Source organism: Streptomyces sp. NPDC012935, from assembly GCF_042900345.1.
GTDB lineage: Bacteria > Actinomycetota > Actinomycetes > Streptomycetales > Streptomycetaceae > Streptomyces.
In genome coordinates this window covers 460,642-483,770 of record NZ_JBIBBC010000005.1, presented here as the reverse complement: position 1 = coordinate 483,770, position 23,129 = coordinate 460,642, and the positions used below count along the sequence as shown (strand labels likewise).

Annotated in this window: 23 protein-coding genes and 1 riboswitch; of the genes, 14 read left to right on the top strand and 9 right to left on the bottom strand. The window is 70.3% G+C overall.

Annotation, left to right across the window (positions count from 1 at the left end; all coding sequences use genetic code 11):
- From ACFY5C_RS16400 to ACFY5C_RS16390, 3 genes are all read left to right on the top strand, one after another.
- On the top strand, nt 1-486 hold a 486-nt coding region (locus ACFY5C_RS16400; RefSeq protein ID WP_389444810.1), incomplete at its 5' end, for a cbb3-type cytochrome c oxidase subunit I.
- Entirely contained in the window at nt 483-881 is a 399-nt protein-coding gene (locus tag ACFY5C_RS16395) for a cytochrome c oxidase subunit 4 (RefSeq protein WP_383245755.1), read from the top strand. The genes ACFY5C_RS16400 and ACFY5C_RS16395, both read left to right, overlap by 4 nt.
- Before the next feature lie 130 nt (nt 882-1,011).
- Nucleotides 1,012-2,274: an Ig-like domain-containing protein gene (locus ACFY5C_RS16390; RefSeq protein WP_389444807.1), complete on the top strand. Its 1,263-nt coding sequence runs from the start codon at nt 1,012-1,014 to the stop codon at nt 2,272-2,274.
- 141 nt (nt 2,275-2,415) lie between these two features.
- Here the strand turns inward: ACFY5C_RS16390 and ACFY5C_RS16385 are convergent, their stop codons facing one another.
- Nucleotides 2,416-2,817, bottom strand: a complete 402-nt coding sequence (locus ACFY5C_RS16385) for a hypothetical protein (RefSeq protein ID WP_389444806.1) — start codon at nt 2,815-2,817, stop codon at nt 2,416-2,418.
- A 145-nt stretch (nt 2,818-2,962) separates the two neighbouring features.
- On the opposite strand from ACFY5C_RS16385, the gene ACFY5C_RS16380 reads away from it, so the two are divergent.
- The 6 genes from ACFY5C_RS16380 (at nt 2,963) to ACFY5C_RS16355 (ending at nt 10,119) form a co-directional block, all read left to right on the top strand.
- Nucleotides 2,963-3,583, top strand: a complete 621-nt coding sequence (locus tag ACFY5C_RS16380) for a heme-copper oxidase subunit III (RefSeq protein WP_019756799.1) — start codon at nt 2,963-2,965, stop codon at nt 3,581-3,583.
- A gap of 80 nt (nt 3,584-3,663) precedes the next feature.
- A complete protein-coding gene (locus ACFY5C_RS16375) occupies nt 3,664-4,476 on the top strand; it encodes a c-type cytochrome (RefSeq protein ID WP_389444805.1) in 813 nt (270 codons plus the stop codon).
- Nucleotides 4,473-5,522 (top strand): Rieske 2Fe-2S domain-containing protein, encoded by a 1,050-nt coding sequence (locus ACFY5C_RS16370; protein ID WP_389444804.1) that lies wholly within the window; start codon nt 4,473-4,475, stop codon nt 5,520-5,522. The genes ACFY5C_RS16375 and ACFY5C_RS16370 overlap by 4 nt, the downstream gene beginning before the upstream one ends.
- The gene (locus ACFY5C_RS16365) at nt 5,519-7,156 is read left to right on the top strand and encodes a cytochrome bc complex cytochrome b subunit (RefSeq protein ID WP_369270523.1); all 1,638 of its coding nucleotides are present in this window, start codon (nt 5,519-5,521) and stop codon (nt 7,154-7,156) included. Before ACFY5C_RS16370 ends, ACFY5C_RS16365 begins: the two co-directional genes overlap by 4 nt.
- Before the next feature lie 185 nt (nt 7,157-7,341).
- Nucleotides 7,342-8,406, top strand: a complete 1,065-nt coding sequence (gene trpD, locus ACFY5C_RS16360) for an anthranilate phosphoribosyltransferase (RefSeq protein ID WP_389444802.1) — start codon at nt 7,342-7,344, stop codon at nt 8,404-8,406.
- 85 nt (nt 8,407-8,491) lie between these two features.
- A riboswitch (SAM riboswitch) is annotated at nt 8,492-8,608 on the top strand.
- A gap of 143 nt (nt 8,609-8,751) precedes the next feature.
- Nucleotides 8,752-10,119, top strand: coding sequence for an aminotransferase class V-fold PLP-dependent enzyme (locus tag ACFY5C_RS16355; RefSeq protein WP_389444800.1), 1,368 nt, complete (start codon nt 8,752-8,754; stop codon nt 10,117-10,119).
- On the opposite strand, the gene ACFY5C_RS16350 is transcribed toward ACFY5C_RS16355, so the two are convergent.
- The 7 genes from ACFY5C_RS16350 to ACFY5C_RS16320 form a co-directional block, all read right to left on the bottom strand.
- Nucleotides 10,074-11,267 carry a glycerate kinase gene (locus ACFY5C_RS16350; RefSeq protein ID WP_389444799.1) on the bottom strand — a complete coding sequence of 398 codons (1,194 nt, stop codon included), beginning with the start codon at nt 11,265-11,267 and terminating at the stop codon, nt 10,074-10,076. The two genes, ACFY5C_RS16355 and ACFY5C_RS16350, sit on opposite strands and share 46 nt — an antisense overlap.
- Nucleotides 11,268-11,412: 145 nt before the next feature.
- Entirely contained in the window at nt 11,413-12,816 is a 1,404-nt protein-coding gene (locus ACFY5C_RS16345) for an SLC13 family permease (RefSeq protein ID WP_389444845.1), read from the bottom strand.
- Between the two features lie 84 nt (nt 12,817-12,900).
- Nucleotides 12,901-13,563 carry a response regulator transcription factor gene (locus ACFY5C_RS16340; RefSeq protein ID WP_389444797.1) on the bottom strand — a complete coding sequence of 221 codons (663 nt, stop codon included), beginning with the start codon at nt 13,561-13,563 and terminating at the stop codon, nt 12,901-12,903.
- Entirely contained in the window at nt 13,560-15,005 is a 1,446-nt protein-coding gene (locus ACFY5C_RS16335; protein WP_389444796.1) for an ATP-binding protein, read from the bottom strand. Before ACFY5C_RS16335 ends, ACFY5C_RS16340 begins: the two co-directional genes overlap by 4 nt.
- 556 nt (nt 15,006-15,561) lie before the next feature.
- Nucleotides 15,562-15,855: a small secreted hydrophilic protein gene (locus ACFY5C_RS16330; protein WP_389444795.1), complete on the bottom strand. Its 294-nt coding sequence runs from the start codon at nt 15,853-15,855 to the stop codon at nt 15,562-15,564.
- A gap of 81 nt (nt 15,856-15,936) precedes the next feature.
- Nucleotides 15,937-16,218 (bottom strand): Lrp/AsnC ligand binding domain-containing protein, encoded by a 282-nt coding sequence (locus ACFY5C_RS16325; RefSeq protein ID WP_328428302.1) that lies wholly within the window; start codon nt 16,216-16,218, stop codon nt 15,937-15,939.
- 42 nt (nt 16,219-16,260) lie between these two features.
- Nucleotides 16,261-17,046 carry a rhomboid family intramembrane serine protease gene (locus ACFY5C_RS16320; protein WP_389444794.1) on the bottom strand — a complete coding sequence of 262 codons (786 nt, stop codon included), beginning with the start codon at nt 17,044-17,046 and terminating at the stop codon, nt 16,261-16,263.
- 164 nt (nt 17,047-17,210) lie between these two features.
- On the opposite strand from ACFY5C_RS16320, the gene ACFY5C_RS16315 reads away from it, so the two are divergent.
- From ACFY5C_RS16315 to ACFY5C_RS16295, 5 genes are all read left to right on the top strand, one after another.
- Nucleotides 17,211-17,450: a hypothetical protein gene (locus ACFY5C_RS16315; RefSeq protein WP_328882184.1), complete on the top strand. Its 240-nt coding sequence runs from the start codon at nt 17,211-17,213 to the stop codon at nt 17,448-17,450.
- Nucleotides 17,451-17,487: 37 nt separating this feature from the next.
- The gene (locus tag ACFY5C_RS16310) at nt 17,488-18,831 is read left to right on the top strand and encodes an NYN domain-containing protein (RefSeq protein ID WP_389444793.1); all 1,344 of its coding nucleotides are present in this window, start codon (nt 17,488-17,490) and stop codon (nt 18,829-18,831) included.
- A gap of 211 nt (nt 18,832-19,042) precedes the next feature.
- A complete protein-coding gene (locus ACFY5C_RS16305) occupies nt 19,043-20,077 on the top strand; it encodes an NlpC/P60 family protein (RefSeq protein ID WP_389444843.1) in 1,035 nt (344 codons plus the stop codon).
- A gap of 229 nt (nt 20,078-20,306) precedes the next feature.
- On the top strand, nt 20,307-21,320 hold the full coding sequence (locus ACFY5C_RS16300; RefSeq protein ID WP_389444791.1) for an NlpC/P60 family protein: 1,014 nt from the start codon (nt 20,307-20,309) through the stop codon (nt 21,318-21,320).
- Between the two features lie 65 nt (nt 21,321-21,385).
- The gene (locus tag ACFY5C_RS16295) at nt 21,386-22,588 is read left to right on the top strand and encodes a hypothetical protein (RefSeq protein WP_389444789.1); all 1,203 of its coding nucleotides are present in this window, start codon (nt 21,386-21,388) and stop codon (nt 22,586-22,588) included.
- Here the strand turns inward: ACFY5C_RS16295 and ACFY5C_RS16290 are convergent.
- A complete protein-coding gene (locus ACFY5C_RS16290) occupies nt 22,576-23,106 on the bottom strand; it encodes a PadR family transcriptional regulator (RefSeq protein ID WP_389444787.1) in 531 nt (176 codons plus the stop codon). The genes ACFY5C_RS16295 and ACFY5C_RS16290 overlap by 13 nt on opposite strands.
- Between the last annotated feature and the right edge of the window lie 23 nt (nt 23,107-23,129).

Sequence of the window (23,129 nt, the reverse complement as noted above, 5' to 3'; positions counted from 1 at the left end):
TTCCACTTCTGGTGGCCGAAGATGACCGGCAAGATGCTCGACGAGCGCCTGGGCAAGATGACCTTCTGGACGCTGTTCGTCGGCTTCCACGGCACCTTCCTGGTCCAGCACTGGCTGGGCGCCGAGGGCATGCCGCGTCGTTACGCGGACTACCTCGCGGCCGACGGCTTCACCGCCCTGAACACGATCTCGACGATCAGCTCGTTCGTGCTCGGCGCCTCGCTGCTGCCGTTCTTCTACAACGTGTGGAAGACCGCCAAGTACGGCAAGAAGGTCGAAGTCGACGACCCGTGGGGCTACGGCCGCTCGCTGGAGTGGGCGACGTCCTGCCCGCCGCCGCGGCACAACTTCCTCACTCTGCCGCGGATCCGTTCCGAATCCCCGGCGTTCGACCTGCATCACCCTGAGATCGCCGCTCTCGACCAGCTCGAGAACGCCCCTCACGGTGAGAAGGCTCTGGCTGGTGGCAAGGAGGCCGGCAAGTGAAGATCCAGGGCAGGATGTTCATGTGGCTGAGCATCTTCGTGCTCGCCATGGCGGTTGTCTACGGCGTCTGGTCGAAGGAGCCTGCCGGTACCACGGCCCTCTTCCTGGCCTTCGGCCTGTGCATCATGATCGGCTTCTACCTGGGCTTCACCGCCCGGCGGGTCGACGCGGGTGCCCAGGACAACAAGGAAGCGGATGTGGCGGACGACGCCGGCGAGGTGGGGTTCTTCAGCCCGCACAGCTGGCAGCCGCTCTCCCTCGCGATCGGAGGCGCACTCGCCTTCCTGTCGATCGCGATCGGCTGGTGGCTGATGTACTTCTCGGCGCCGCTGATCCTGGTCGGCATCTGGGGCTGGGTCTTCGAGTACTACCGCGGTGAGAACCGCACCCAGTAACACGAGCTGAGCTCTCAGGGGCCCGGACATTCCGTCAGGAGTGTCCGGGTTCCTTCGTTTGCCGTAGCCACGATCACCCATACGCCTTATCCGGCGCGCCGCGGCCGACGCTGCTTCCTAGCGTGAGGCCATGAGCAGAAAACCGAGCAAGGGCTCCGTCATAGGTTGCACGCTCCTGCTGATCGCGCTCGGCGCGAGTGCCGCCGGCTGCAGCAGCGACGGCAACCCGCTGTCCGCCGAGCCGTACGACGCCGCCGACCAGATCGCCTTCAACGGCCCCGCGGGAGACGGCAAGAAGGCCGACCCCGACAAGCCCCTGGAAGTCACCGCGGAGGGCTCCGACGGCCGCATCACGGACGTCACCGCCAGGGACGCCGCAGGACGCTACGTGGCGGGCGAACTCTCCGCCGACGGCACCCGCTGGCACAGCACCTCTCCGCTCGCCGCCAACGCCCGTTACTCGGTCCGCGTGAGCACCGAGGACGAGGACGGCGCCCCCGGCCGCAAGGTCCTCACCTTCGACACCAGCAAGCCGACCACCAAGAAGCACCTGACGGTGACGTTCGGCCCCAAGGCCGGCACCTACGGCGTCGGCCAGCCCGTCACGGCCGAACTGAGCCAGCCCGTCAAGGACCGGAACCAGCGGGCGATAGTCGAGCGGGCCCTCAAGGTCGACTCGGCGCCCTCCGTCGAGGGCAACTGGCACTGGGTGGACGACAAGAAACTCCACTACCGCCCCAAGGAGTTCTGGCCCGCGAACGCCACCATCCAGGCCCGCAGCAACCTGGAGGGCATCAAGGTCAGCGACCGCCTCTGGGGCGGCAAGGCCAAGCCGCTGCGTTTCACCACGGGCGACCAGGTCATAGCCGTCACGGACGCCGCGACCCACCAGCTGACGCTCTACCGCAACGGCGAGGAGGTCAGGTCCATACCGGTCACGACGGGCAAGCCCGGCTTCGAGACCCGCAACGGCGTCAAGGTCGTACTGGGCAAGGAGTACTTCGTACGCATGCGCGGCACCAGCATCGGCATAGCCGAAGGCTCCGCGGAGTCCTACGACCTACCGGTCTACTACGCCACCCGTGTGACCTGGAGCGGCGAATACGTGCACGCCGCCCCCTGGTCCGTCGGCTCCCAGGGCTACGCCAACGTCAGCCACGGCTGCACCGGAATGAGCACCGCCAACGCCGAGTGGTTCTTCGACAACGTCCGCGAGGGCGACATCGTCAAGGTCATCAACTCCTACGGCAACACCATGGAACCGTTCGGCAACGGCTTCGGCGACTGGAACCTGGAGTGGAAGAACTGGCGCAACGGCAGCGCGCTGGTGGGCGGCACCCCTGAGGGTCCAAGCCCCTCGGAACGGGCAAGGCTGAGGCCCCAGAGCATCTAGACCGAAGGCGCGGCGGCGCCGACCTCGAGGGGCGCGGGCCTGTATCGATATGCGACTCCGCCGCCAGGGCGCGACAAGCCACAGCGGAGCAGCCGCACACGAAACCCGCACCCCGGGCCCCGTGGCGCCCGGCAGCGCCCCTTACGCGCTCGCAAGCCTCTGCGTGCGCAACAGGGAAGCCAGGGCCCCCGCGAACTCCACCGGCTCCACGGGCAACGTCACAGCCGCCTCGGCCCGACTCCACGTGGCGAGCCAGGCGTCCTGCGGCCGGCCGATCAGCAGCAGCACCGGCGGGCAGTTGAACACCTCGTCCTTGATCTGCCGGCAGACCCCCATGCCCCCCATGGGCACGGCCTCACCGTCCAGCACACAGACGTCGATGCCCCCCTTGTCCAGCTCACGCACCACCGCCTCCGGCGTCGCGCACTCCACGAACTGCACCACAGGCACGTCCGGTGCGGGCCGGCGCCCGGTGGCCAGCCTCACCTGCTCGCGGGTGTTGGAGTCGTCGCTGTAGACCAGCACCGTGGCGGTCGGCTGCATTGTTCCTCCGTGACGTCAGCGTCGTAAGGACAGGCCCGTTGGGCCGGATGCTACTCCCTTGAACACCACGTCAACACCGGTACGGACAGCGAAGACACTCCGAACGGCACCCCCCGGAGTGAGGGCGGGATAAGCGACCGACATAATGTCGGTCGTGGCGACAGCAACGACAGTAGACAAGGGTCACGCGCACCCGTCGGTCAACCGACCGAACCTCACCAGCGTCGGAACCATCATCTGGTTGAGTTCCGAGCTGATGTTCTTCGCGGCCCTCTTCGCGATGTACTTCACCCTGCGATCGGTGACCGGTCCGGACTTCTGGCATGAGAAGGCCGACGCCCTGAACTTCCCGTTCTCGGCGACGAACACCACGATCCTGGTGCTTTCCTCCCTCACCTGCCAGCTCGGCGTCTTCGCTGCCGAGCGCGGTGACGTGAAGAAGCTCCGGGGCTGGTTCATCGTCACCTTCATCATGGGTGCGATCTTCATCGGCGGTCAGGTGTACGAGTACACCGAGCTGGTCAAGCACGAGGGCCTCTCGCTCTCGTCCGACCCGTACGGCTCGGTCTTCTACCTGACCACCGGCTTCCACGGCCTGCACGTGACGGGCGGTCTGATCGCCTTCCTGCTGGTCCTCGGCCGCACTTACGCGGCCAAGAGGTTCACGCACGAGCAGGCGACCGCCGCGATCGTCGTGTCCTACTACTGGCACTTCGTCGATGTCGTCTGGATCGGCCTTTTCGCCACGATCTACATGATCAAGTAGCCGGGCCCGATCCCGCGCGCGTTTCACAAACGCACCTGACAGAAGCATCGACGCAGAAGATCCTGACACCGGGGTAATCCGTGAAAAAGCTCTCCGCACGACGACGCCATCCGCTGGCGGCGGTCGTCGTCCTACTCCTCGCGCTGGCGTGCACGGGAGGGGTGTACGCCGTGTTCGCGCCCGCGGGCAAGGCACAGGCCGAGGAAACCGCTCAGTCCCTCACCATCGAGGAGGGCAAGAAGCTCTACGCCGTCGGCTGCGCCAGCTGCCACGGAACCGGCGGTCAGGGCACCTCCGACGGTCCGAGCCTGGTGGGCGTCGGCGCCGCTGCCGTCGACTTCCAGGTCTCGACGGGCCGTATGCCGGCCGCCACCTCCCAGGCCGCCCAGGTCCCGGCGAAGAAGAACATCTACTCGCAGGCCGAGATCGACCAGCTCGCGGCGTACATCGCCTCGCTGGGCGCCGGTCCGAACGTCCCGACCGAGGAGCAGTACAGCTCCGAGGGCGCGGACATCGGCAAGGGCGGCGAGCTCTTCCGCAACAACTGCGCCCAGTGCCACAATTTCACCGGCAAGGGCGGCGCACTGACGAAGGGCAAGTTCGCACCGAGCCTCGAGGGCGTCGACCCGAAGCACATCTACGAGGCCATGCAGACCGGCCCGCAGAACATGCCGTCGTTCCCCGACACCACGCTGTCGGAGCAGAACAAGAAGGACATCATCGCGTACCTGCACGCGGTCAACAGCGACGAGACGGTCAACCCGGGTGGTCTGGAGCTGGGCGGCCTCGGGCCGGTCAGTGAAGGCCTCTTCGCCTGGATCTTCGGGCTCGGTGCACTGATCGCGGTCGCCGTCTGGGTCGCCGCTCGGACCGCAAAGGCCAAGAAGTCATGAGTAGCCAAGACATTCCAGAAGAGAACCTGCCCGCTGAGCAGGACGCCCACGTCGCGGTAGCGGACGAGAAGAACCCCTTCGCCGACCCCGGCCTGCCGCCCCACGAGCACCGGATCCAGGACGTCGACGAGCGGGCCGCCCGGCGGTCCGAGCGCACGGTGGCCATGCTGTTCACGGTGTCGATGCTGGCCACCGTCGGCTTCATCGCCTCGTACGTCGCGATCCCGCACGACAAGTCGATCTTCGTCTTCCCGATCGGTCACCTCAACGCGCTGAACTTCGCGCTGGGTCTGACCCTCGGCGCGGCGCTGTTCTGCATCGGCGCGGGCGCGGTCCACTGGGCCCGCACCCTGATGTCCGACGTCGAGGTCGCCGACGAACGGCACCCGATCGCTGCGGAGCCCGAGGTCAAGGCCAAGGTCATGGCCGACTTCAAGCAGGGCGCCAAGGAGTCCGCGCTGGGTCGCCGCAAGCTGATCCGCAACACGATGTTCGGAGCGCTGGCCCTGTTCCCGCTCTCCGGCGTCGTGCTGCTGCGTGACCTCGGCCCGCTGCCCGGGACCAAACTGCGCCACACGCTGTGGTCCAAGGGCAAGCTGCTCGTCAACATGAACACCAACGAGCCGCTGCGTCCCTCGGACGTCGCGGTCGGCTCCCTCACCTTCGCCAAGCCGGAGGGCCTCGAGGAGCACGACCACGACTTCCAGAACGAGATCGCCAAGGCCGCCCTGATGATCGTGCGGATCCAGCCCGCCGACATCAAGGACAAGCGCGAGCTCGAGTGGTCGCACGAGGGCATCGTCGCGTACTCGAAGATCTGCACCCACGTCGGTTGCCCGATCTCCCTGTACGAGCAGCAGACGCACCACGTGCTCTGCCCCTGCCACCAGTCCACCTTCGACCTCGCCGACGGTGCCCGAGTGATCTTCGGCCCGGCCGGGCACGCCCTGCCGCAGCTGCGCATCGGCGTGAACGACGAGGGCTACCTCGAGGCGCTCGGCGACTTCGAAGAGCCCGTCGGTCCTGCATTCTGGGAGCGCGGATGAGCACGACAGAGACCACCGAGTCCCGCTCGCGCGGGAAGGCACCGGCCGGCGAGCGCGTCGCCGACTGGGCCGACGGCCGGCTGGGGATCTACTCCCTCGCCAAGGCCAACATGCGCAAGATCTTCCCCGACCACTGGTCGTTCATGTTGGGTGAGGTCTGCCTCTACAGCTTCATCATCATCATCCTCACGGGTGTGTATCTGACGCTGTTCTTCCACCCGTCGATGAACGAGGTGGAGTACCACGGCAGTTACGTCCCGCTGCAGGGACAGCTCATGTCGGAGGCGTTCAGCTCGACGCTGCACATCTCCTTCGACGTGCGCGGTGGTCTGCTCATCCGGCAGATCCACCACTGGGCCGCGCTGATCTTCCTGGCCGGCATGTTCGTGCACATGATGCGCGTGTTCTTCACGGGCGCGTACCGCAAGCCGCGTGAGATCAACTGGCTGTTCGGCTTCCTGCTGTTCGTCCTGGGCATGTTCACCGGTTTCACCGGCTACTCGCTCCCCGACGACCTGCTCTCCGGCACCGGTGTGCGCTTCACCGAGGGCGCGATCCTGTCCATGCCGATCGTCGGCACGTACATCTCGTTCTTCCTCTTCGGCGGCGAGTTCCCGGGCGTCGACTTCGTGGCCCGGTTCTACTCGATCCACATCCTGCTGCTGCCGGGCATCATGCTCGGCCTGGTGGTCGGCCATCTGATCCTGGTCTTCTACCACAAGCACACGCAGTTCGCGGGCCCCGGAAAGAGCAACAAGAACGTCGTCGGCATGCCGCTGCTGCCGGTCTACATGGCCAAGGCCGGAGGCTTCTTCTTCCTGGTCTTCGGTGTCATCGCGGTCATCTCGGCGGTTGCGCAGATCAACCCGATCTGGGCCATGGGTCCCTACCGTCCGGACATGGTGTCCACCGGCGCCCAGCCCGACTGGTACATGGGCTTCGCCGAGGGTCTGGTCCGGTACATGCCGGGCTGGGAGGTCAACTTCTGGGGTCACACGCTCGTCCTGGGTGTGTTCATCCCGCTGGTGCTCTTCGGCCTGGTGCTGATGGCGATCGCGCTCTACCCGTTCATCGAGTCCTGGGTCACCGGCGACAAGCGCGAGCACCACATCCTGGACCGTCCGCGCAACGCCCCGACGCGTACCGCCTTCGGTGTCGCCTGGGTCACGGTGTACATGATCGGCCTGGTCGGCGGTGGCAACGACCTGTGGGCCACCCACTTCCACCTGTCGATCAACGCGGTCACCTGGTTCGTCCGGATCGGCTTCTTCGTCGGACCGGTCCTCGCGTTCATCATCACCAAGCGGATCTGCCTCGGCCTGCAGCGCCGGGACAAGGACAAGGTGCTGCACGGCCGCGAGTCGGGCATCATCAAGCGCCTGCCGCACGGTGAGTTCATCGAGGTGCACGAGCCGCTCAGCCAGGACGCGCTGCACACCCTGACCGCGCACGAGCAGTACAAGCCGCTCGAGATCGGCCCGACGGTCGACGAGAACGGCGTCGAGCGCAAGGTGAAGGGCTCCGAGAAGCTGCGCGCCAAGCTCAGCAAGTCGTACTTCGGCGAGGACGGCCAGATCCCCAAGCCGACCGTCGAGGAGTACAAGGAGATCACCAGCGGCCACGGCCACCACTGACGCTGCGCCAGCTACGCCACGGTTGAGGGCCCCGTCCGGTTGTCCGGACGGGGCCCTCGGCCGTGTACGGGGCCCGTCCGGGGTTCGGACGCGGCCCTTCTTCGTGCCTGCGGGCTGGATAGGGTGGACCCGTTGAGACTCATGTCCCGCAGTGCGGGACACCACAACTGACCCAGGAGCGGCTTATGAGCGCTGTGACCCCCGCTGGAGGCGACACCGCGGCGGGCCGTTCCTGGCCCGAGGTACTGAGCGCCCTGCTCGGCGGACAGGACCTGAGCGCCGCGGACACGGCATGGGCGATGGACCGCTTCATGAGCGGCGAGGCCTCGGACGCCCAGATCGCCGGCTTCATGGTGGCCCTGAGAGCCAAGGGCGAGACCGTCGAGGAGATCAACGGTCTCGTCGAGGCGATGTACGCCCACGCGCAGCCGCTGGACATCCCCGGACCGGCCGTCGACATCGTCGGCACGGGCGGGGACCGGGCCAAGACGGTGAACATCTCGACGATGTCCGCCATCGTGATCGCCGGCGCCGGCGCGAAGGTCGTCAAGCACGGCAACCGGGCGTCGTCCTCGGCGAGCGGCTCGTCCGACGTGCTGGAGAAGCTCGGCATCAACCTGGACCTCTCACCCGAGGGCGTGGCCCGGGTGGTGGACGAGGCCGGGATCACCTTCTGCTTCGCGGCCAAGTTCCACCCCTCGATGCGGTTCGTCGGTGGCGTACGACGGGACCTCGGGGTTCCGACCTCGTTCAACCTCCTCGGCCCGCTCACCAACCCCGCCCGGGTCACCGCCTCGGCCGTCGGCTGCTTCGACACCCGGATGGCGGGGCTGATCGCCGGAGTCCTGGCCGAGCGCGGCTCGTCCGCGCTGGTGTTCCGGGGCGACGACGGCCTCGACGAGCTGACGACGACCGCCACCTCGCGGGTATGGGTGGTGCGCGACGGCAAGGTGACCGAGGAGGCCTTCGACCCCCGTGACGTCGGCCTCGAGCTGGTGCCCGTGGAGGCGCTGCGGGGCGCGGACGCCTCGTACAACGCGGAGGTCGCCCGGCGGCTCCTGGACGGCGAGCCGGGTCCGGTGCGCGACGCAGTACTGCTCAACTCGGCGGCGGCGCTCGTGGCGTTGGAGCAGACGGACGCTCCGCTCACCGAGCAGATCCAGCTCGGGATGGCGAGGGCGGCCCAGTCGATCGACTCGGGGGCGGCCAAGCGGACGCTGGACCTCTGGGTGGCGGCCAGCAACACCTGAGTTCCCCACGATGTGACGCGGGGCGCAGTCCGGATCCTGGACTGCGCCTTGCGAGCTGAAGATCGTGTGGCAGGATATTGGACCAGGTCATGAGTGACAGTCATGAGGCCCCGGCCGACTGTCCGGCAACCCTCCGTCCGTGGCGGGGTGCCCCGGGTGAAGACCAGGCCGTAGGCAGCGAGGTCTGCGGCAAGCGCGGGCCCCTCTCGAAACCAGGGGTCCTGGTCGTTCGAGGGAGTCTTCCGTGAGCAAGCGAATGCGATAGGGCCGCAGAGCCCCGCCTCCGCAAACCCTTTTCTCTTCTCGCATGCCCCTCAGCCGGCATGCCCCTCACGGGAGTTCGCCATGTCTGTCTCCACCGCTGCCGCCGACCAGTCCGTTTGTGCCTCTCTGCCCGTTCTGGGTCGTGATGTCACCGTCCCGCTCGTCACCGGCGGCGAGGTCACCTACGCCGCGCTCGACTACGCCGCCAGCGCCCCAGCCCTCCAGCGTGTCTGGGACGACGTCGCCGCCTACGCGCCGTACTACGGCAGCGTCCACCGCGGAGCCGGCTACCTCTCCCAGCTCTCCACCGACCTGTTCGAGAACGCCCGCAGGACGGTCACCGAGTTCCTCGACTGCCGCCCCGACGACCAGCTGATCTTCACCCGGTCCACCACCGACTCGCTGAACCTCCTCGCCGCCGCGCTGCCGGCCGACTGCCAGGTCTTCGTCTTCGAGACCGAGCACCACGCCTCCCTGCTGCCGTGGCGCGACGCCCGCGTCACCTACCTCAACGCGCCCCGTACCCCCCGCCAGGCCGTCGAGACCCTGGAGCGCGCCCTCGCCGACCGCGACCCGTACGGCCCGGCCCTGGTCTGCGTCACCGGCGCCTCGAACGTCACGGGTGAGCTGTGGCCCGTGCGGGAGCTCGCGGCCGCCGCCCACGCGCACGGCGCCCGCATCGTGCTCGACGCCGCCCAGCTGGCCCCGCACCACCCGGTGAGCGTCCGCGACCTGGACGTCGACTGGGTCGCCTTCTCCGGCCACAAGCTGTACGCCCCCTTCGGCTCGGGCGTCCTGGCCGGCCGTTCCGACTGGCTGCGCGAGGCGGAGCCGTACCTCGCGGGGGGCGGTGCCTCGCGGAAGGTGTCGCGGCGTGGGGACGGGGGCGTCGACGTGGAGTGGCACGAGAGCGCCGCCCGCCACGAGGCCGGCTCCCCGAACGTCATCGGCGCCTACTCCATCGCCTCCGCCTGCAAGGCGCTGACCGAGGCCGGCTTCGACACACTCGTCGCCCGTGAGCAGTACCTGATCGAGAAGGTCCGCGCGGGCCTCGCGGAGGTCCCCGAGGTCCGGATCCTCTCCCTCTTCGGTGACGACGCCCCGCGCGTCGGCGTCATCTCCTTCGTCGTCGAGGGCTGGAACAGCTCCCACTTCGCCGCCGCGCTCTCCGCCGAGTACGGCATCGGGGTGCGGGACGGGCTGTTCTGCGCCCACCCTCTGGTCCGCACCCTGCTGGGCAGCGACCCGCAGACGCAGGGCGAGTGCGGGGCCCCGGAGGCGGCGCCCGGCGAGAAGTCCCTGAACGCGATCCGGGTGAGCTTCGGGGCCGGTACGCCGGACGAGCACGTCGAGAGGTTCGTGAACGCCGTGCGGGAGCTCGTGACGGACGGCGCCCGGTGGAACTACCGCACGGAGGACGGGCGTTGCGTGCCGGACACCTCCGCGTGAGCCGGTAGCCGGGCGCCCAGCAGGATCATCCGCAGGGCCCGTTCGGTGGCGTCCGTGAGGAGCTCGGAGGCCCGCACCAGGGCCTCCGCCAGCGCCATCGGGGCCGGCAGGATGCCGCTGAACGCGTCCACACCCGGCACGTCGTGCGCACCCTCGCCGAGCGTGCCCGCCAGTGCGAGCACCGGACGGCCGTACAGCTTGGCCCGGCGGGCCACCTCGGCCGGGACCTTGCCGCGGGGCGTCTGGTGGTCCAGGGCGCCCTCCGCGGTGACGACCAGGTCGGCGCGGGCGAGGCGGGCGTCGAGGTCGAGGTGGTCGAGGAGCACGTCGAAGCGGGGGAGCAGCCTGGCGCCGAGGGCGGCCAGGCCCGCGCCCAGGCCGCCGGACGCGCCGGTGCCGGGGCCGTGACGCAGGTCGGTGCCCCCCGCCCCCAGGTCGCGTGTGAGGACGTCCGCCCAGTTCTCCAGGCCGGCCGACAGATGCTCGACCTGTGCGGGTGTCGCCCCCTTCTGCGGGCCGAAGACGCGGGCCACGCCGCGCTCGCCGCACAGCACGTTGTACGGGTTGCAGGCGACCAGTAGCTCGACGTCCCGCAGGCGCGGGTCCAGGCCGGACGGGTCGATCCGGGCGAGCCGTGTCAACTCACCGCCTCCATGCGGGAGTTCGAAGCCGTCGGCGTCCAGCAGCCGGGCGCCGAGTGCCTGGAGCGCGCCGGCGCCCCCGTCGGAGGTACCCGAGTCGCCGCAGCCGACCAGGATGCGCCGTACGCCGGTGTCGAGCGCGGCGCGGATCAGCTCGCCGACGCCGTAGGTGGTCGTGGCGCCCGGGTCGCGCAGGGTGCGCGGGACGAGGGACAGCCCGGCCACCGCGGCCATCTCGACGACCGCCGTGTCCCGGGAACCGAGCAGAGCGAAGTGCGTGCCGAGCGGTTCGCCGACGGGGCCCGTGGCAGGCAGGGCGACGAGCCGTCCGCCGGTCGCGGCGGCCAGCGCGGTGGCGGTGCCCTCACCGCCGTCCACCAGCGGGATCAGGTCGATCACGACGTCCGGCAGGGCCCGTCGGACGCCGTCCGCGATGGCGTCGGCGGCGGCCTGGGCGGACAGGGACTCCTTGAAGCCACTGGGGGCCACTACGACTCGGGTCAGCATCAGATCTCCTCAACAGGTCGTCGAGGCTGCAACGCCCCGAGCGGAAATGCCCTCAGGGGCGCGGGGCTGTGACATATGCGGCTCCGCCGCGTGGGCGCGACCAGCCACGACGGCGCAGCAGCCTCCCGTCGACATGGCGCGGCACTCACAGCGGAACGCCCAACAGCGGCCACACCGCGACGGCGAACAGCAGGACGAGCCCGGCGGTCAGCGGCGCCAGGACGGCGGACAGGCGCAGCAGGTCGCGCGGGGTGTAGGTGGGCGTCCCGGGGAGGTCGGAGAAGAGCGCGACCGGTTTCGCGGAAGCCGGGAGCGTGTGACAGAACCCGGCCGCGGCGGTGGACGCGAGCGCCGCTGCGACCGGATTCACCCCGGCCCCCACCGCCGCCGCGACCACCAGGGGGACCAGGACCGAGGAGCGGGCCGAGCGGGACTGGAGGACCAGGTGGGCCGCCGTGCTGATCGCGATCACCACGGCCAGGAACAGCAGCGGGCTGACGTCCGTGGGGAGTTCGGCCACCAGCCATCTCGCAGCCCCGGAGTCGGCGAGCGCGACGCCCATCGCCATCGTCGCGGCCATGAACAGCAGCAATGACCAGGGGACCGTCTTCAGCGCGTCCTTCAGGTGCACGGTGCCGAGGGCCGGCGAGGCCGCCACCACCGCGCCGATCAGCGCGACGACCGCCGGCGGCACCCGGTGCAGCGGCTCGCTGCACCACAGCACCACGACCGTGCCCAGCAGCAGCGCGCACCGCTTCTCGGCCTGCGACCAGGGGCCGGTGACCGGATGGTCGCTGTGCTCCTGGATCTGCTCGGCGGTGATGCGCACGGCGCCCTTACGGTCCGCGCGTCGAGTCGTCGTCAGGAGTACGGCCTCGGCGGCCAGGTGGGACGACGCCACGGCCAGCGGCAGGCCGAGCAGCAGCCACTCGGTGAAGCCGATCCGTTCACCGGTGGCCTGCCAAAGCACCGAGACGGTGATGAGGTGGGCGCCCGCGCCGATCAGCGTCGCCACCGCCGACAGCAGGATCACGGTCGGGAACAGCAGCGCCAGCATCACGACCAGCCGCCGCCGGTCGGCCAGCGCCTTGGCGAGCGCCAGGAACACCGGCAGCGCGAGGGCGGCCCGGCCGGACGTGGCCGGTACCGCGAACGCCGTGACGACCAGGGCGGCCGTGGTCAGGTGCACGAGCTGCCGTACGGTGCGCGCCCCGCCGACCAGGAACGCCGCCGCCCGTCCCGCGAGCCCCGTCCGGGTCACCGCGGCCGCCAGCACGAAGGCGCAGATCAGCAGCCACACCGTCGAGTCGCCGAGGGTGCCGAAGAGCGTGTCGCTGCTGATCACCCCGGTCACCGTGAGCGCGAGTCCGGCGCCCAGCGCGATGTACGTGTCGTCGACCGGGGTGGCGATCCAGGCGCAGGTCGCCAGGGCGAACACGGCGAGGGTGAGGCGGGCGTCGGCGCCGAGGCCGGCGAAGTTGCCGGGCACGGCGAGCAGCGCGCACAGGGAGAGCGCGACGCAGAGGCCGACGCCCAGTCGGAGGTTCAGGGTCACGTCATCCAGGGTTCACCTGGGCCGTGAGCCGTCGATGAGCCGTACATGAAGGAGACTTCACGCGGGCCGAAGGGGACTTCAGGCCGACAGGCGGTACCCCACGCCGCGCACCGTCTCGAACCGTTCGGCCCCGACCTTCTTGCGCAGCGCCCGCACGTACACATCCACGATGTTGGAGCCGGGGTCGAAGTCGTAGCCCCACACGTGCGACAGGATCTGCTCGCGGGACAGTACCTGGCCCGGATGCCTCAGGAACAGCTCCAGGAGCACGAACTCACGGGCGGTCAGGTCCACGGTCCGCTCCCCGGCCCGTGCCCGCCGGGTGCGCAGGTCGAGGGCCAGCGAGCCGGACCGCAGCACCGTCACCTCCGGAGCCCGGGCCGCAGTACGCAGCCGCAGCCGGACCCGCGCGAGGAGTTCCTCGAAGCGGAACGGCTTGGTCATCCAGTCGTCGGCGCCGCCCTCCAGACCGGCCACCGTGTCCCGTACGGAGTCCCGCGCGGTCAGCACGATCACCGGGACCGTCACCCGGGCCTCGCGCAGTTCGCGCAGCACGGTGAAGCCGTCCCGGCCGGGCAGGCCGATGTCCAGGACCACCAGATCGAAACTGCCGGTCAGCGCGTACTCGTGGGCGGCGTCGCCGTCGCCGACGACGGTCGTGGTGAAGCCGTTGGAGCGCAGCCCCTTCTGGACGAAGGAGGCGATCCTTTCCTCGTCCTCGACGATGAGAATGCGGTTCACGTGTGTGCCTCTCCCAGTGCCAGTACGAAGGTGGCGCCGCCGCCGTCGGTGTCGCGCAGCCGGACCCGGCCGCCGTGCGCCTCGGCGATCGCCCGGACGATCGACAGTCCGAGCCCGGCTCCGGAGCCGCGGGCGCCGCGCCGGGACGTGCCGCGCCGGAACCGTTCGAAGATCACCTCGCCGTCCTGCGGCTGGACACCGCAGCCGGAGTCGGCGACGTACAGCTCGACGCCGGGCCCGTCCGTGCGCGAGCCGATCCGGACGGTCTGCCCGGGCGCGGTGTGCTGCACGGCGTTCTGGGCGAGCTGGACCATCGCCTGGGTGATGCGCTGCGGGTCCAGCTCGGCCTCGACGTCGGCCACCTCGGCGAGCTGCCAGTCCCGTTCGCCGAGGGTGCGGGCCTTGACGTAGACGTCGGCGGTGAGTTCGGCGAGCTGGACGGGCTCGGGGGTGACGAAGTCGGGGCGCTCGGCCTTGGCGAGCAGCAGCAGGTCCTCGACGATGCGGCTCATCCGGTCCAGCTCGTCGGTGACCAGGCGTATCGTCTCCTCGCGCTCGGCGGGGTCGTCGCCCATCAGCTCCAGATGACCGCGCACGATGGTGATCGGCGTGCGCAACTCGTGGCCCGCGTCGTCGACGAACTCGCGCTGGGCGGCGAAGGCGCGCTCCAGCCGGTCGAGCATCGCGTTGAACGTCTCCGCGAGCGCGGCGATGTCGTCGCGCCCGTGCACCGGGATACGGCGGGTCAGGTCCTGCTCGGTGAGCTGCGCCGCCGCGGTGCGCACCAGCCGCACGGGCTTGAGGATCCGCCCGGAGACGGCCCAGCCGATGCCGGTCATCATGAGCAGGGCGACCCCGGAGATGGCGAGCAGGATACGGAACTCCGCGTTCACGGCGGCCTGTTCGCGCCCCGGGTGGAAGGCGACGACGAACGCCGCCTCCGCCTCGCCGCCGGCCCGGGCGACCGTGACCTTGGCCCAGCGGATCTCGCCGGACGCCCGGTGCACGGTGCCGGTGGCGTCGGGCGAGTCGAAGATGCGGCGGCGGGCGTCGGCGTCCTCGTGCAGGGGCACGGCGACGAGGATGCCGCGCGGCTGGATGAACTGCGCCGGGGTCCGGCCCGCCCGGCCCACCAGGCCGATCAGCTCCTCGTCCGGATCGGCGTACTGGCGCACCAGGAACTCGCGCAGCAGCCGGGACGGGTCGGTGAACGGCCGCCCGGTTTCCGGGTCGACGCCCCGCTCCTCGAAGTTCGCGAACTCGCCCGCCTCCTGCGTGAGCAGCCCGTTCACCCGGTGGTCGACGTCCCGCAACAGGATCGACCGCGTGGTCGCCGCCACGGACACCAGCCCGACGGCCATGACGAGCAGCAGCCAGAGCAGGATGCGGACCCGCGCGGAGATCCGGCGGCGCACGGGATCGGGGGGTGTCGTCGGGCTCATGGCGACGGAGTGGCGCCTGGCCGTGAGGAAGAAGGGGCGCGGCGGGTCGGCGTCGCGGGTCTCGACGCCGCTGGGTCCGCGGTCGCGCGGCGGGGCCCCCTCGACGGGGGGCAGGGTCGGAGATCGTCCGCCGCGGCTGCGGGGTGGGCCGACCGCGGAGCACCGGGGCCGGGAGCGACGACCCGACCCGGCCGGGACCGCGCCTGGCCCGTCCGTGCAACGACCGTCTTGCACCCGCTCGCCGGCCCACGCGCCCCCGGAGGTGAGGATCCCAGCCGCGCTGTCGTCACCTGCCGCCTCCCTCACGTTCTCGACAGGGCACCGCCAGGGCCCTGTCGTTTGGATCATGCCGGCGTCGCGGGGTCTGGCACGCGCGTCTGCCGCGTTGTCGTCGGTTGTCGACTCCCCCATGCTCGAACCGGCTGCGCGCTGCTCGCGAGGGGGGACCCCCATCGCGTCGCCGCCCTCCTCCGCCGTGCAGCTGCGCGCACCAGACCCCGCTCGGGTCGGCTGAAGGGCGCAGTACCTCGCAGCCGACCTGTCCGAACGACAGGCCCTAGCCGTCGTCCCCGGGCTCGCCCCGGTCGTCGTCTCCGGTCTCCCGTTCCTGGGCGTCGTCATCGTCGTCGCCCGTGGGGCCGTCTGTCACCGGGGGCCGGGAGACGATCTCGTCGCTCGGCGCCGGCGAGGGCCGGGCCGGGGTCGGGGTGGGGGAGCCGCTGTCCAGCTCGACCTTGGCCGGGACCGTGGGGGACTCCGGGTTGTCGGTGAGGGCGAAGCTCGTCGCGGCGATGCCGAGGGGGATCGCCACGACGGCGGCCAGCGCCGCGATCCGGTGCGAGAAGACCATGCGGCCGATCCTGCGGCCTAGGCCCGGCCCGGAGGATGAGTCCAGGATGAAGAACTCTTCATGTTCGGGCCGCGGCCGTCCTCAGCTGTCCAGCCCGATGGCGAACGCGGCCTCGATGTCGTGCTGCGAGTAGGTACGGAACGCCACGTGCGTGTCCGTGCCCTCCACCCCGGGGATCTTGCTGATCCGGCCCGGAATGACCTCGGCGAGATCCTCGTGCTCCTTCACCCGCACCATGGCGATCAGGTCGTACGTACCGGTGACCGAGAAGACCTCGGTGACGCTCTCCAGCGAAGCGATCCGCTCCGCGATCTCGGGAATCCGGTCCACGCTGGTCTTGATGAGGACGATCGCGGTGATCACGGTTGGTTCTCTCCCTCGGAGGCCATTGCTGGGGCTCTCACCCTACTCGTGGTCCAGTTGGCCCGGTTGTTCTGCCGGGGGTCCGGGGGTTGGCCCCTGGGAAGACACAGCAGTCGCAGGGCGGAATCGGGCCCACGCGAAGCCGAAGCCCAGCCCGAACCCGACCAGGTGCGCCAGATACGCCACCCCCGGTCCCTGCTCCGCCCGGCCCGCCGCCACCCACTGCAGCGCCACCCAGAACGGCAGCACGACCCAGGCGGGGAAGCGCAGCGGCAGGAAGAGCAGGAACGGCAGCAGGCTTGTCACCCGCGCCCCGGGGAAGAGGAACAGGAACGCGCCGAGGACAGCAGAGATCGCCCCGGACGCGCCGACCAGGGACTGGGTCGAGTCGTCGTTGGCGGCCGCGTAGCCCAGCAGGGCCAGGTAGCCGCAGCCCAGATAGAAGAGCGTGAACTGGACGCGGCCCATCCGTTCCTCGGTCATCACGCCGAAGACGTAGAGGAAGAGCATGTTGCCGAGCAGGTGCACCCAGCTGCCGTGCACGAACAGCGCCGTCGCGGGGGTGAGGGCGGCCCGGGGCGCCCCCTCGAACAGCTCCGCGGGCACGACACCCCAGCGGTGGAAGTAGGCCCGCTGAGCTGCGAGCAGCTCGTCGCCGGAGCCGTACGCCGGATTGAGTCCCGCCGCCGGGCCGATCAGGAAGATCAGGCAGCACAGGACGATCAGCCCGTACGTCACCGGCGCCGAGGACCGCAAGGCGGCACGGACCGATCGGCCCGCCCTGCCGAACCGAGTCCCGAAATGCGCCACGCTCCAGTTGCCGATCATGGACACAGAGCATGACGTAACAGGACGCACGCGCACAGACCGCCTCGCCGCCCGGGACGGACGGGCGGTGGGTACCCGCCAGGCCGTAGGGTTACGAGCCACACGCACCGGGGCCCGGCGCGTCGCGGACAATAGAAGGTCTAGAAGGAAAGAGCACAGTCACGATGACGGTTCCCCTGCCGACCACCACGACGCGGTGGCGCTGCACCCTCTGCGGCAACCTCACGCGCTTCGACGTGACGCGCTCGTCCAAGGTCGTGGAGTACGTCCACCTCGATCTGGCCGGTGAGCCCAAGGTCGAGGAGCGCGAGGTGCTCAGTGAGACCATCGAGTCGGTGCGCTGCCGCTGGTGCAACGCCGTGGACAAGGTGGAACTCGTGGACAGGCCGGGCGCCGACTCCTGACGGGAGCGGCCCCCGCACAGGCATTGGGGTGTGACGGATGGTGGAGACACAAGGCGGGGGGCCGGACGACGGCGCCGCTGAGGTGCTCGACCGTCCGCTGCCCGACGGTGTACGGCGCAAGGTCGTGCAGATCGTGTCCGACGGCTTCGGCGGGCTGACCGTCGGTGAACTGCCCGCACAGCTCAGGCAGTACGCCAGATTCGCGCCGAACCGGCGGGCCAAGTTCGCCGGCAACGCCATGGCGGCGGCGCTGGAGACCGATCCGCTGTTCCGGCAGCGCATCGGGGAGAAGTTCAGAGAGGCCCAGCCGGAACTCGCCGGCGCCCTCGACGCCGGCTCGGCGCCCCCGGCCGCGGACCCGCTCGACGTGGCGGCCGCGGCCTATGTTCTGCGCCCCACCGGCTGGGTCAAGCTGGTCACCGCGGCCGGCGAGGAGGCCCAGCGCGCCGACGCCGAGCGCGTCGACGAGGAGAACCGGGCCGAGCTGGAGCGGCTGCGCGAGGAGCTCGCGCACGCCCGTGAGCACACCCGGCACGAGACCGAGCGGCTGCGCACCGAGCTGGACGCGGCGAAGAAGGAAGCCGAATCGCTTCACCGAAAGCTGCGCTCGGCCCTCAGCGACGTCAAGCGCGGCGAGGCCGCCCTGCGCAAGGTGCACGGCGAGATCGAGACCGTACGTGCCGAGGGGCACGCCCAGGTCTCCGCGGCCGAGAGCGAGACCCGGCGCCTCAAGGCGCGGCTGGGGGAGACCGAGGCCGCCCTGGAGGCCACCCGCAGGGCCGCACGCGAGGGGCGCAGCGTCGAGGACATGCGCGTACGGCTGCTTCTGGACACCCTGCTGGACTCCGCCCAAGGGCTGCGCCGGGAGCTGGCGTTGCCGCCGGTCTCCGTACGGCCCGCCGAGACCGTGGACGCTGTCGAACCGGGACGAATGACCCCGAAGGACATCGCCGCCCGGGCCCTGTCCGAGAACGACCCCGCGATCCTCGACCAGCTCCTCGCCCTGCCCCAGGCGCACTTGGTGGTCGACGGCTACAACGTCACCAAGACCGGCTATCCCCAGATGCCGCTCGAGAAGCAGCGGCTCAGACTGCTCGGCCAGCTCTCGCAGCTCGCTGCGCAGACCGGCGCCGAGGTGACCTGCGTCTTCGACGGGGCCGAGCTGGCCGCGCCGGTGCTGCTCGCGCCGCCGCGCGGGGTGCGGGTGCTGTTCTCCAAACCGGGTATCACCGCCGACGAGTTGATCCGCCAGCTGGTGCGCGCCGAGCCGCCGGGCCGTCCGGTCATCGTCGCCTCGACCGACCGTGAGGTGGCGGACGGGGTCGCCCGGGCCGGAGCGCGGCCGGTGGCTTCTGCGGTACTTCTCAAGCGGCTGTCCTGATAACGCCAACGTACGGGCGCAATGCCCGAATTGGCGTCAATCCCGCGCGACCCAGCGTCAATCCTGCGTCACGTGATGTGAGTTGTGTGTAAAGAATGATTGGTGTGACGAGATTTTTCGTGTGAGGATTTGATCTGATCACAACTGGGTCACTAGGGTCTGGCCTCGAACCTCCGAGCGGGTGATCACTCACAAGAAGGGTTTCACCTCAGTGGCGTCCCACCGTCGACCCAAGCAGCCGAGCCGAGCACGTGTGACCGTGCTGACCACCGCTGCCGCTGCTGCCGTGGCCATCAGTGCCCAGGCCGCCAACGCGGCCCCCAGCGAGAAGCCCAGCAAGGACGAGGTCAAGGCCAAGGTCGACAAGCTCTACGAGGAGGCCGAGCAGGCCACCGAGAAGTACAACGGCGCCAAGGAGAAGCAGGAGAAGCTCCAGAAGGAGATCTCCACGATCCAGGACAACGTCGCCCGCGGCCAGGAAGAGCTCAACGAGCTGCGCGACAGCATGGGCCTCGCGGCCGCCGCCCAGTACCGCACGGGCAGCATCGACTCCTCCGTCCAGCTGTTCCTGTCGTCCGACCCGGACGACTACCTGGACAAGGCGTCCACCATGGACCAGCTGAGCGCCCAGCAGGTCGACTCGCTGAAGAAGATCCAGGACAAGCAGCGCGAGCTCTCCCAGCAGCGCACCGAGGCGTCCGACAAGCTCAAGGACCTCGCCTCCACCCGCACCGAACTGGGCAAGAAGAAGAAGCAGGTCCAGGGCAAGCTCGCCGAGGCGCAGAAGCTGCTCAACACCCTGACGGCCGCCGAGAAGGCCGCCCTCGCCGCCGAGGAGCAGCGCGCCAGCCGCGACTCCGCCGACCGGGTGGACCTCGGCAACACCGGTGCGGCCTCCGGCCGGGCCATGGCCGCCTTCCAGGCCGCCCAGAGCAAGATCGGCTCGCCGTACGTCTACGGCGCCTCCGGCCCGTCCTCCTTCGACTGCTCGGGCCTGACCTCCTGGGCCTTCGCCCAGGCCGGCGTCTCCATCCCGCGTATCTCGCAGGATCAGGCCAACGCCGGCACCAGGATCTACTCGCAGAGCCAGCTCAAGGTCGGCGACCTGGTCATCTTCTACGGCGACCTGCACCACGTCGGCTTCTACGCGGGCAACGGCCAGGTGCTGCACGCCCCGCGCAGCGGCACGGTCGTCCGGTACGAGTCGATCAACAACATGCCGTTCCAGTTCGGCGTCCGGATCTGACCCCGGCCGAACACCCCCAAGATCAACACCACGTGCCGCCCGAACGGGCGAATCACGACAACATTCGCTGACCCCGCGCCCCGCCCATGACCTGCGTCAGAGGCGGGGCGTCACTTTGTGTGCCCACCGAGGTCGTTGGTCGTCACCCCGGCACGGAGCTACTGTCTGCCGCGTTTCCCCGCTCGCCGGGGAAGGTCCTTGTCCGTTAGCGGAAGGAGAGCGGCTTCCCGTGGGGTCCCATCGCCGCCTTGCACCGACCGGGTTCGACCGGGGCGCCGGAGCAGCGCTCTGCGTCATGTCAGCCGCCGCCACGGCCCTCGGGGTCGTCCCGGCCTCGGCCGCGCCACAAGACGACACCCGCGCCAAGGTGGACCGCCTCTACGAGGAGGCCGAGAAGGCCACCGAGGCCTACAACAGGGCGGACGAGCGCGCCGACAAGCTCCGCAAGCAGGTGACCGACGCGCAGGACCGGATCGCCCGGCAGCAGGAGGACATCAACTCCAAGCGGGACGCGCTCGGTTCACTGGCCGGTGCCCAGTACCGGTCCGGTGGCCTCGATCCCTCCCTCGCGCTGCTGCTCTCCAACGACCCGGCCGACTACCTCGACAAGGCCGCCCGCATCGCCCGTCTCAGCGCCCACCAGGCCGGCGAGCTCAAGGACCTCCAGGACGCCATGCGCGAACTCGCGCAGGAACGCTCCGAGGCGACCGGGAAACTCCTCGAGCTGGACAAGAGCCGCAAGGCCGTAGTCGCCCACAAGCGGAGCGTCGAGCGCAAACTCGCCCAGGCCCGCAGGCTGCTGAACTCCCTCACGGCGGCCGACCGCGCCGCCTATGACCGCGCCTCCCGCGCCGGGCGCGCTGGCATGCCCGACTTCGGGAGCCTCGTCGCCCCCTCGGGCCGCGCCGCGGCCGCGGTCGCCGCCGCCCACTCGGCGCTGGGCAGGCCGTACGTCTGGGGCGCCAACGGTCCGTCGGGCTTCGACTGTTCGGGCCTGATCCAGTGGTCGTACGCCCAGGCCGGCGTCGCACTGCCGAGGACCTCGCAGGGGCAGCGGTACGCCGGCCGGCAGGTCCCGCTCTCCGAGGCCCAGCCCGGCGACGTGGTCACCTACCGGGGCGACGCCAGCCACGTCGGGATGTACGTGGGCAACGGCCAGGTGATCCACGCGCCCTACCCCGGCGCTCCCGTGCGCTACGACCCGGTGGGGATGATGCCGGGGGCGACGGTCACCCGGGTCTGACTCGGGGCCGAGGCCGGTCCGACGCGGGTCTGACCTTCGTGCACTCGCCGCCGTACGATCGGGAAATGGCTGGTCGAAGGCGGACGTCGGGGGCGCGCGGAACGCGCGTCGTCGTCGCGCTCTGTCTGCTGCTCGTCGCACTGGTGGGCTGCGGCGGGCGGTCCACCACCGACAGTGCCAAGGCCGAGGTGCAGCAGGTCCTCGACCGCCGGGCGGCCGCCATACTCGACCGCGACGAGACGGCGTTTCTGCGCTCGGGTGCCCGGGACTGGTTCGGCAACCTGGGCGCGGTGCCCCTGGCCGACTGGTCGTACCGCCTGACCGCCCTGCGGCGCACCGGCGACACCGCCCTCGCCGACGCCGAGCTCCGTTACCGCGTCCAGGGCCACGACCGGGCTCCCGTCAGCGTCGGCCGCACCCTGAGCCTGCGCCTGGACGTGGAGGGACACTGGTACGTCGAGGCCGAGCGGCCCGCGAAGGGCTCCGCCGAACAGCTCTGGGACCAGGGCGAGGTGAGCGCCGTACGCGGCGATGACAGCCTCGTCCTGGGCGTCGGCCAGTCCGACGGGGCGCTGCGCTCGTATGCCGAGCTGGCCGACCACGCCGTGCCGTCCGTCTCCCAGGCGTGGGGTACGGACTGGCCGCGGCGCGTGGTGATCCTCGTACCGATGTCGCTGACCGACATGGCGGGCCTGCTCGGCTCGCCCGAGTCCTCCTACCGCGGGATCGCCGCGGTCACCACCGGTGAGAGCGGCGCCCCGGCGAGCGCGCCCGCGGACCGGATCATCGTCAACCCCGACGCGTACGGCGTTCTCGGCAGCACGGGCAAGCAGGTCGTCCTCACCCATGAGACCACCCACGTCGCCACCCGCGCCCACACCACCGAAGCCACTCCGCTGTGGCTCTCGGAGGGCTACGCCGACTGGATCGGCTACCTCGGCAGCGGCCGCTCCCCGTCTCAGGCGGCGCCGGAGCTCTGGCAGGCGGTGACCGAGGGGCGGGCGCCCCAGACACTGCCGACGGACGAGGACTTCGGCTTCTCCGGCGACGCGGGGCGGCTCGCACAGGCCTACGAGAGCGGCTGGCTGGCCTGCCGGCTGATCGCCGACCGCTGGGGCGAGGTCCGGCTCGCCGAGTTCTACCGGGCCGTCGGGGCGCACGAGCGGCGGGCCGGGGCGGTGGAGGACGCGCTGAAGGACGTACTCGGGACGTCGCTGGAGGAGTTCACGGGGGAGTGGCGGGACTACGTGCGGGCTCAGCTCGGCTGATCGAGCAGTGCGATCGCCTCCGTCAGCCACGCGCGTTCGGCCTCACCGGTCGCCCGGGCGACCCGCAGCATGCCCTGCCGGAACAGATCCGTCGCCTCCTCTGCCCGTACGGGCTTGTCGCCTTCGTAGAAGAAGCTCGTGGGCGCGGTGAGGAACTCCAGGCGACGACGTAGCACCGCGGCCTGCTCCAGGCGGTCCGGCAGGTGTCGTAGGAAGGCCAGGAGCGTGTTGAAGCGGACCTGGTCCGTGATCTCGACCTGCTTGGGGTGGCGCAGGCGCTCCAGCAGGTCCTCGCGGCCGATGTCGGTGAGGGAGAGGATCCGGCGCGGGGCCGCGCTCGCACCTGGCTCCGTGTGCTCGTCGAGCTTGCCGGCCTTGATCAGTCGTGTGATCGCCGGGTAGAGCGCGCCGTCGCTGACGGGGCGGACATGGCCGCTCAGCGCCTTGATCCGCTCCTTCAACTCATAGCCGTGCAGAGGCGCTTCGGCCAGGAAGCCGAGGATCGACAGCTCCAGCATGGTCCTCCTTGCGGGCGTGATGG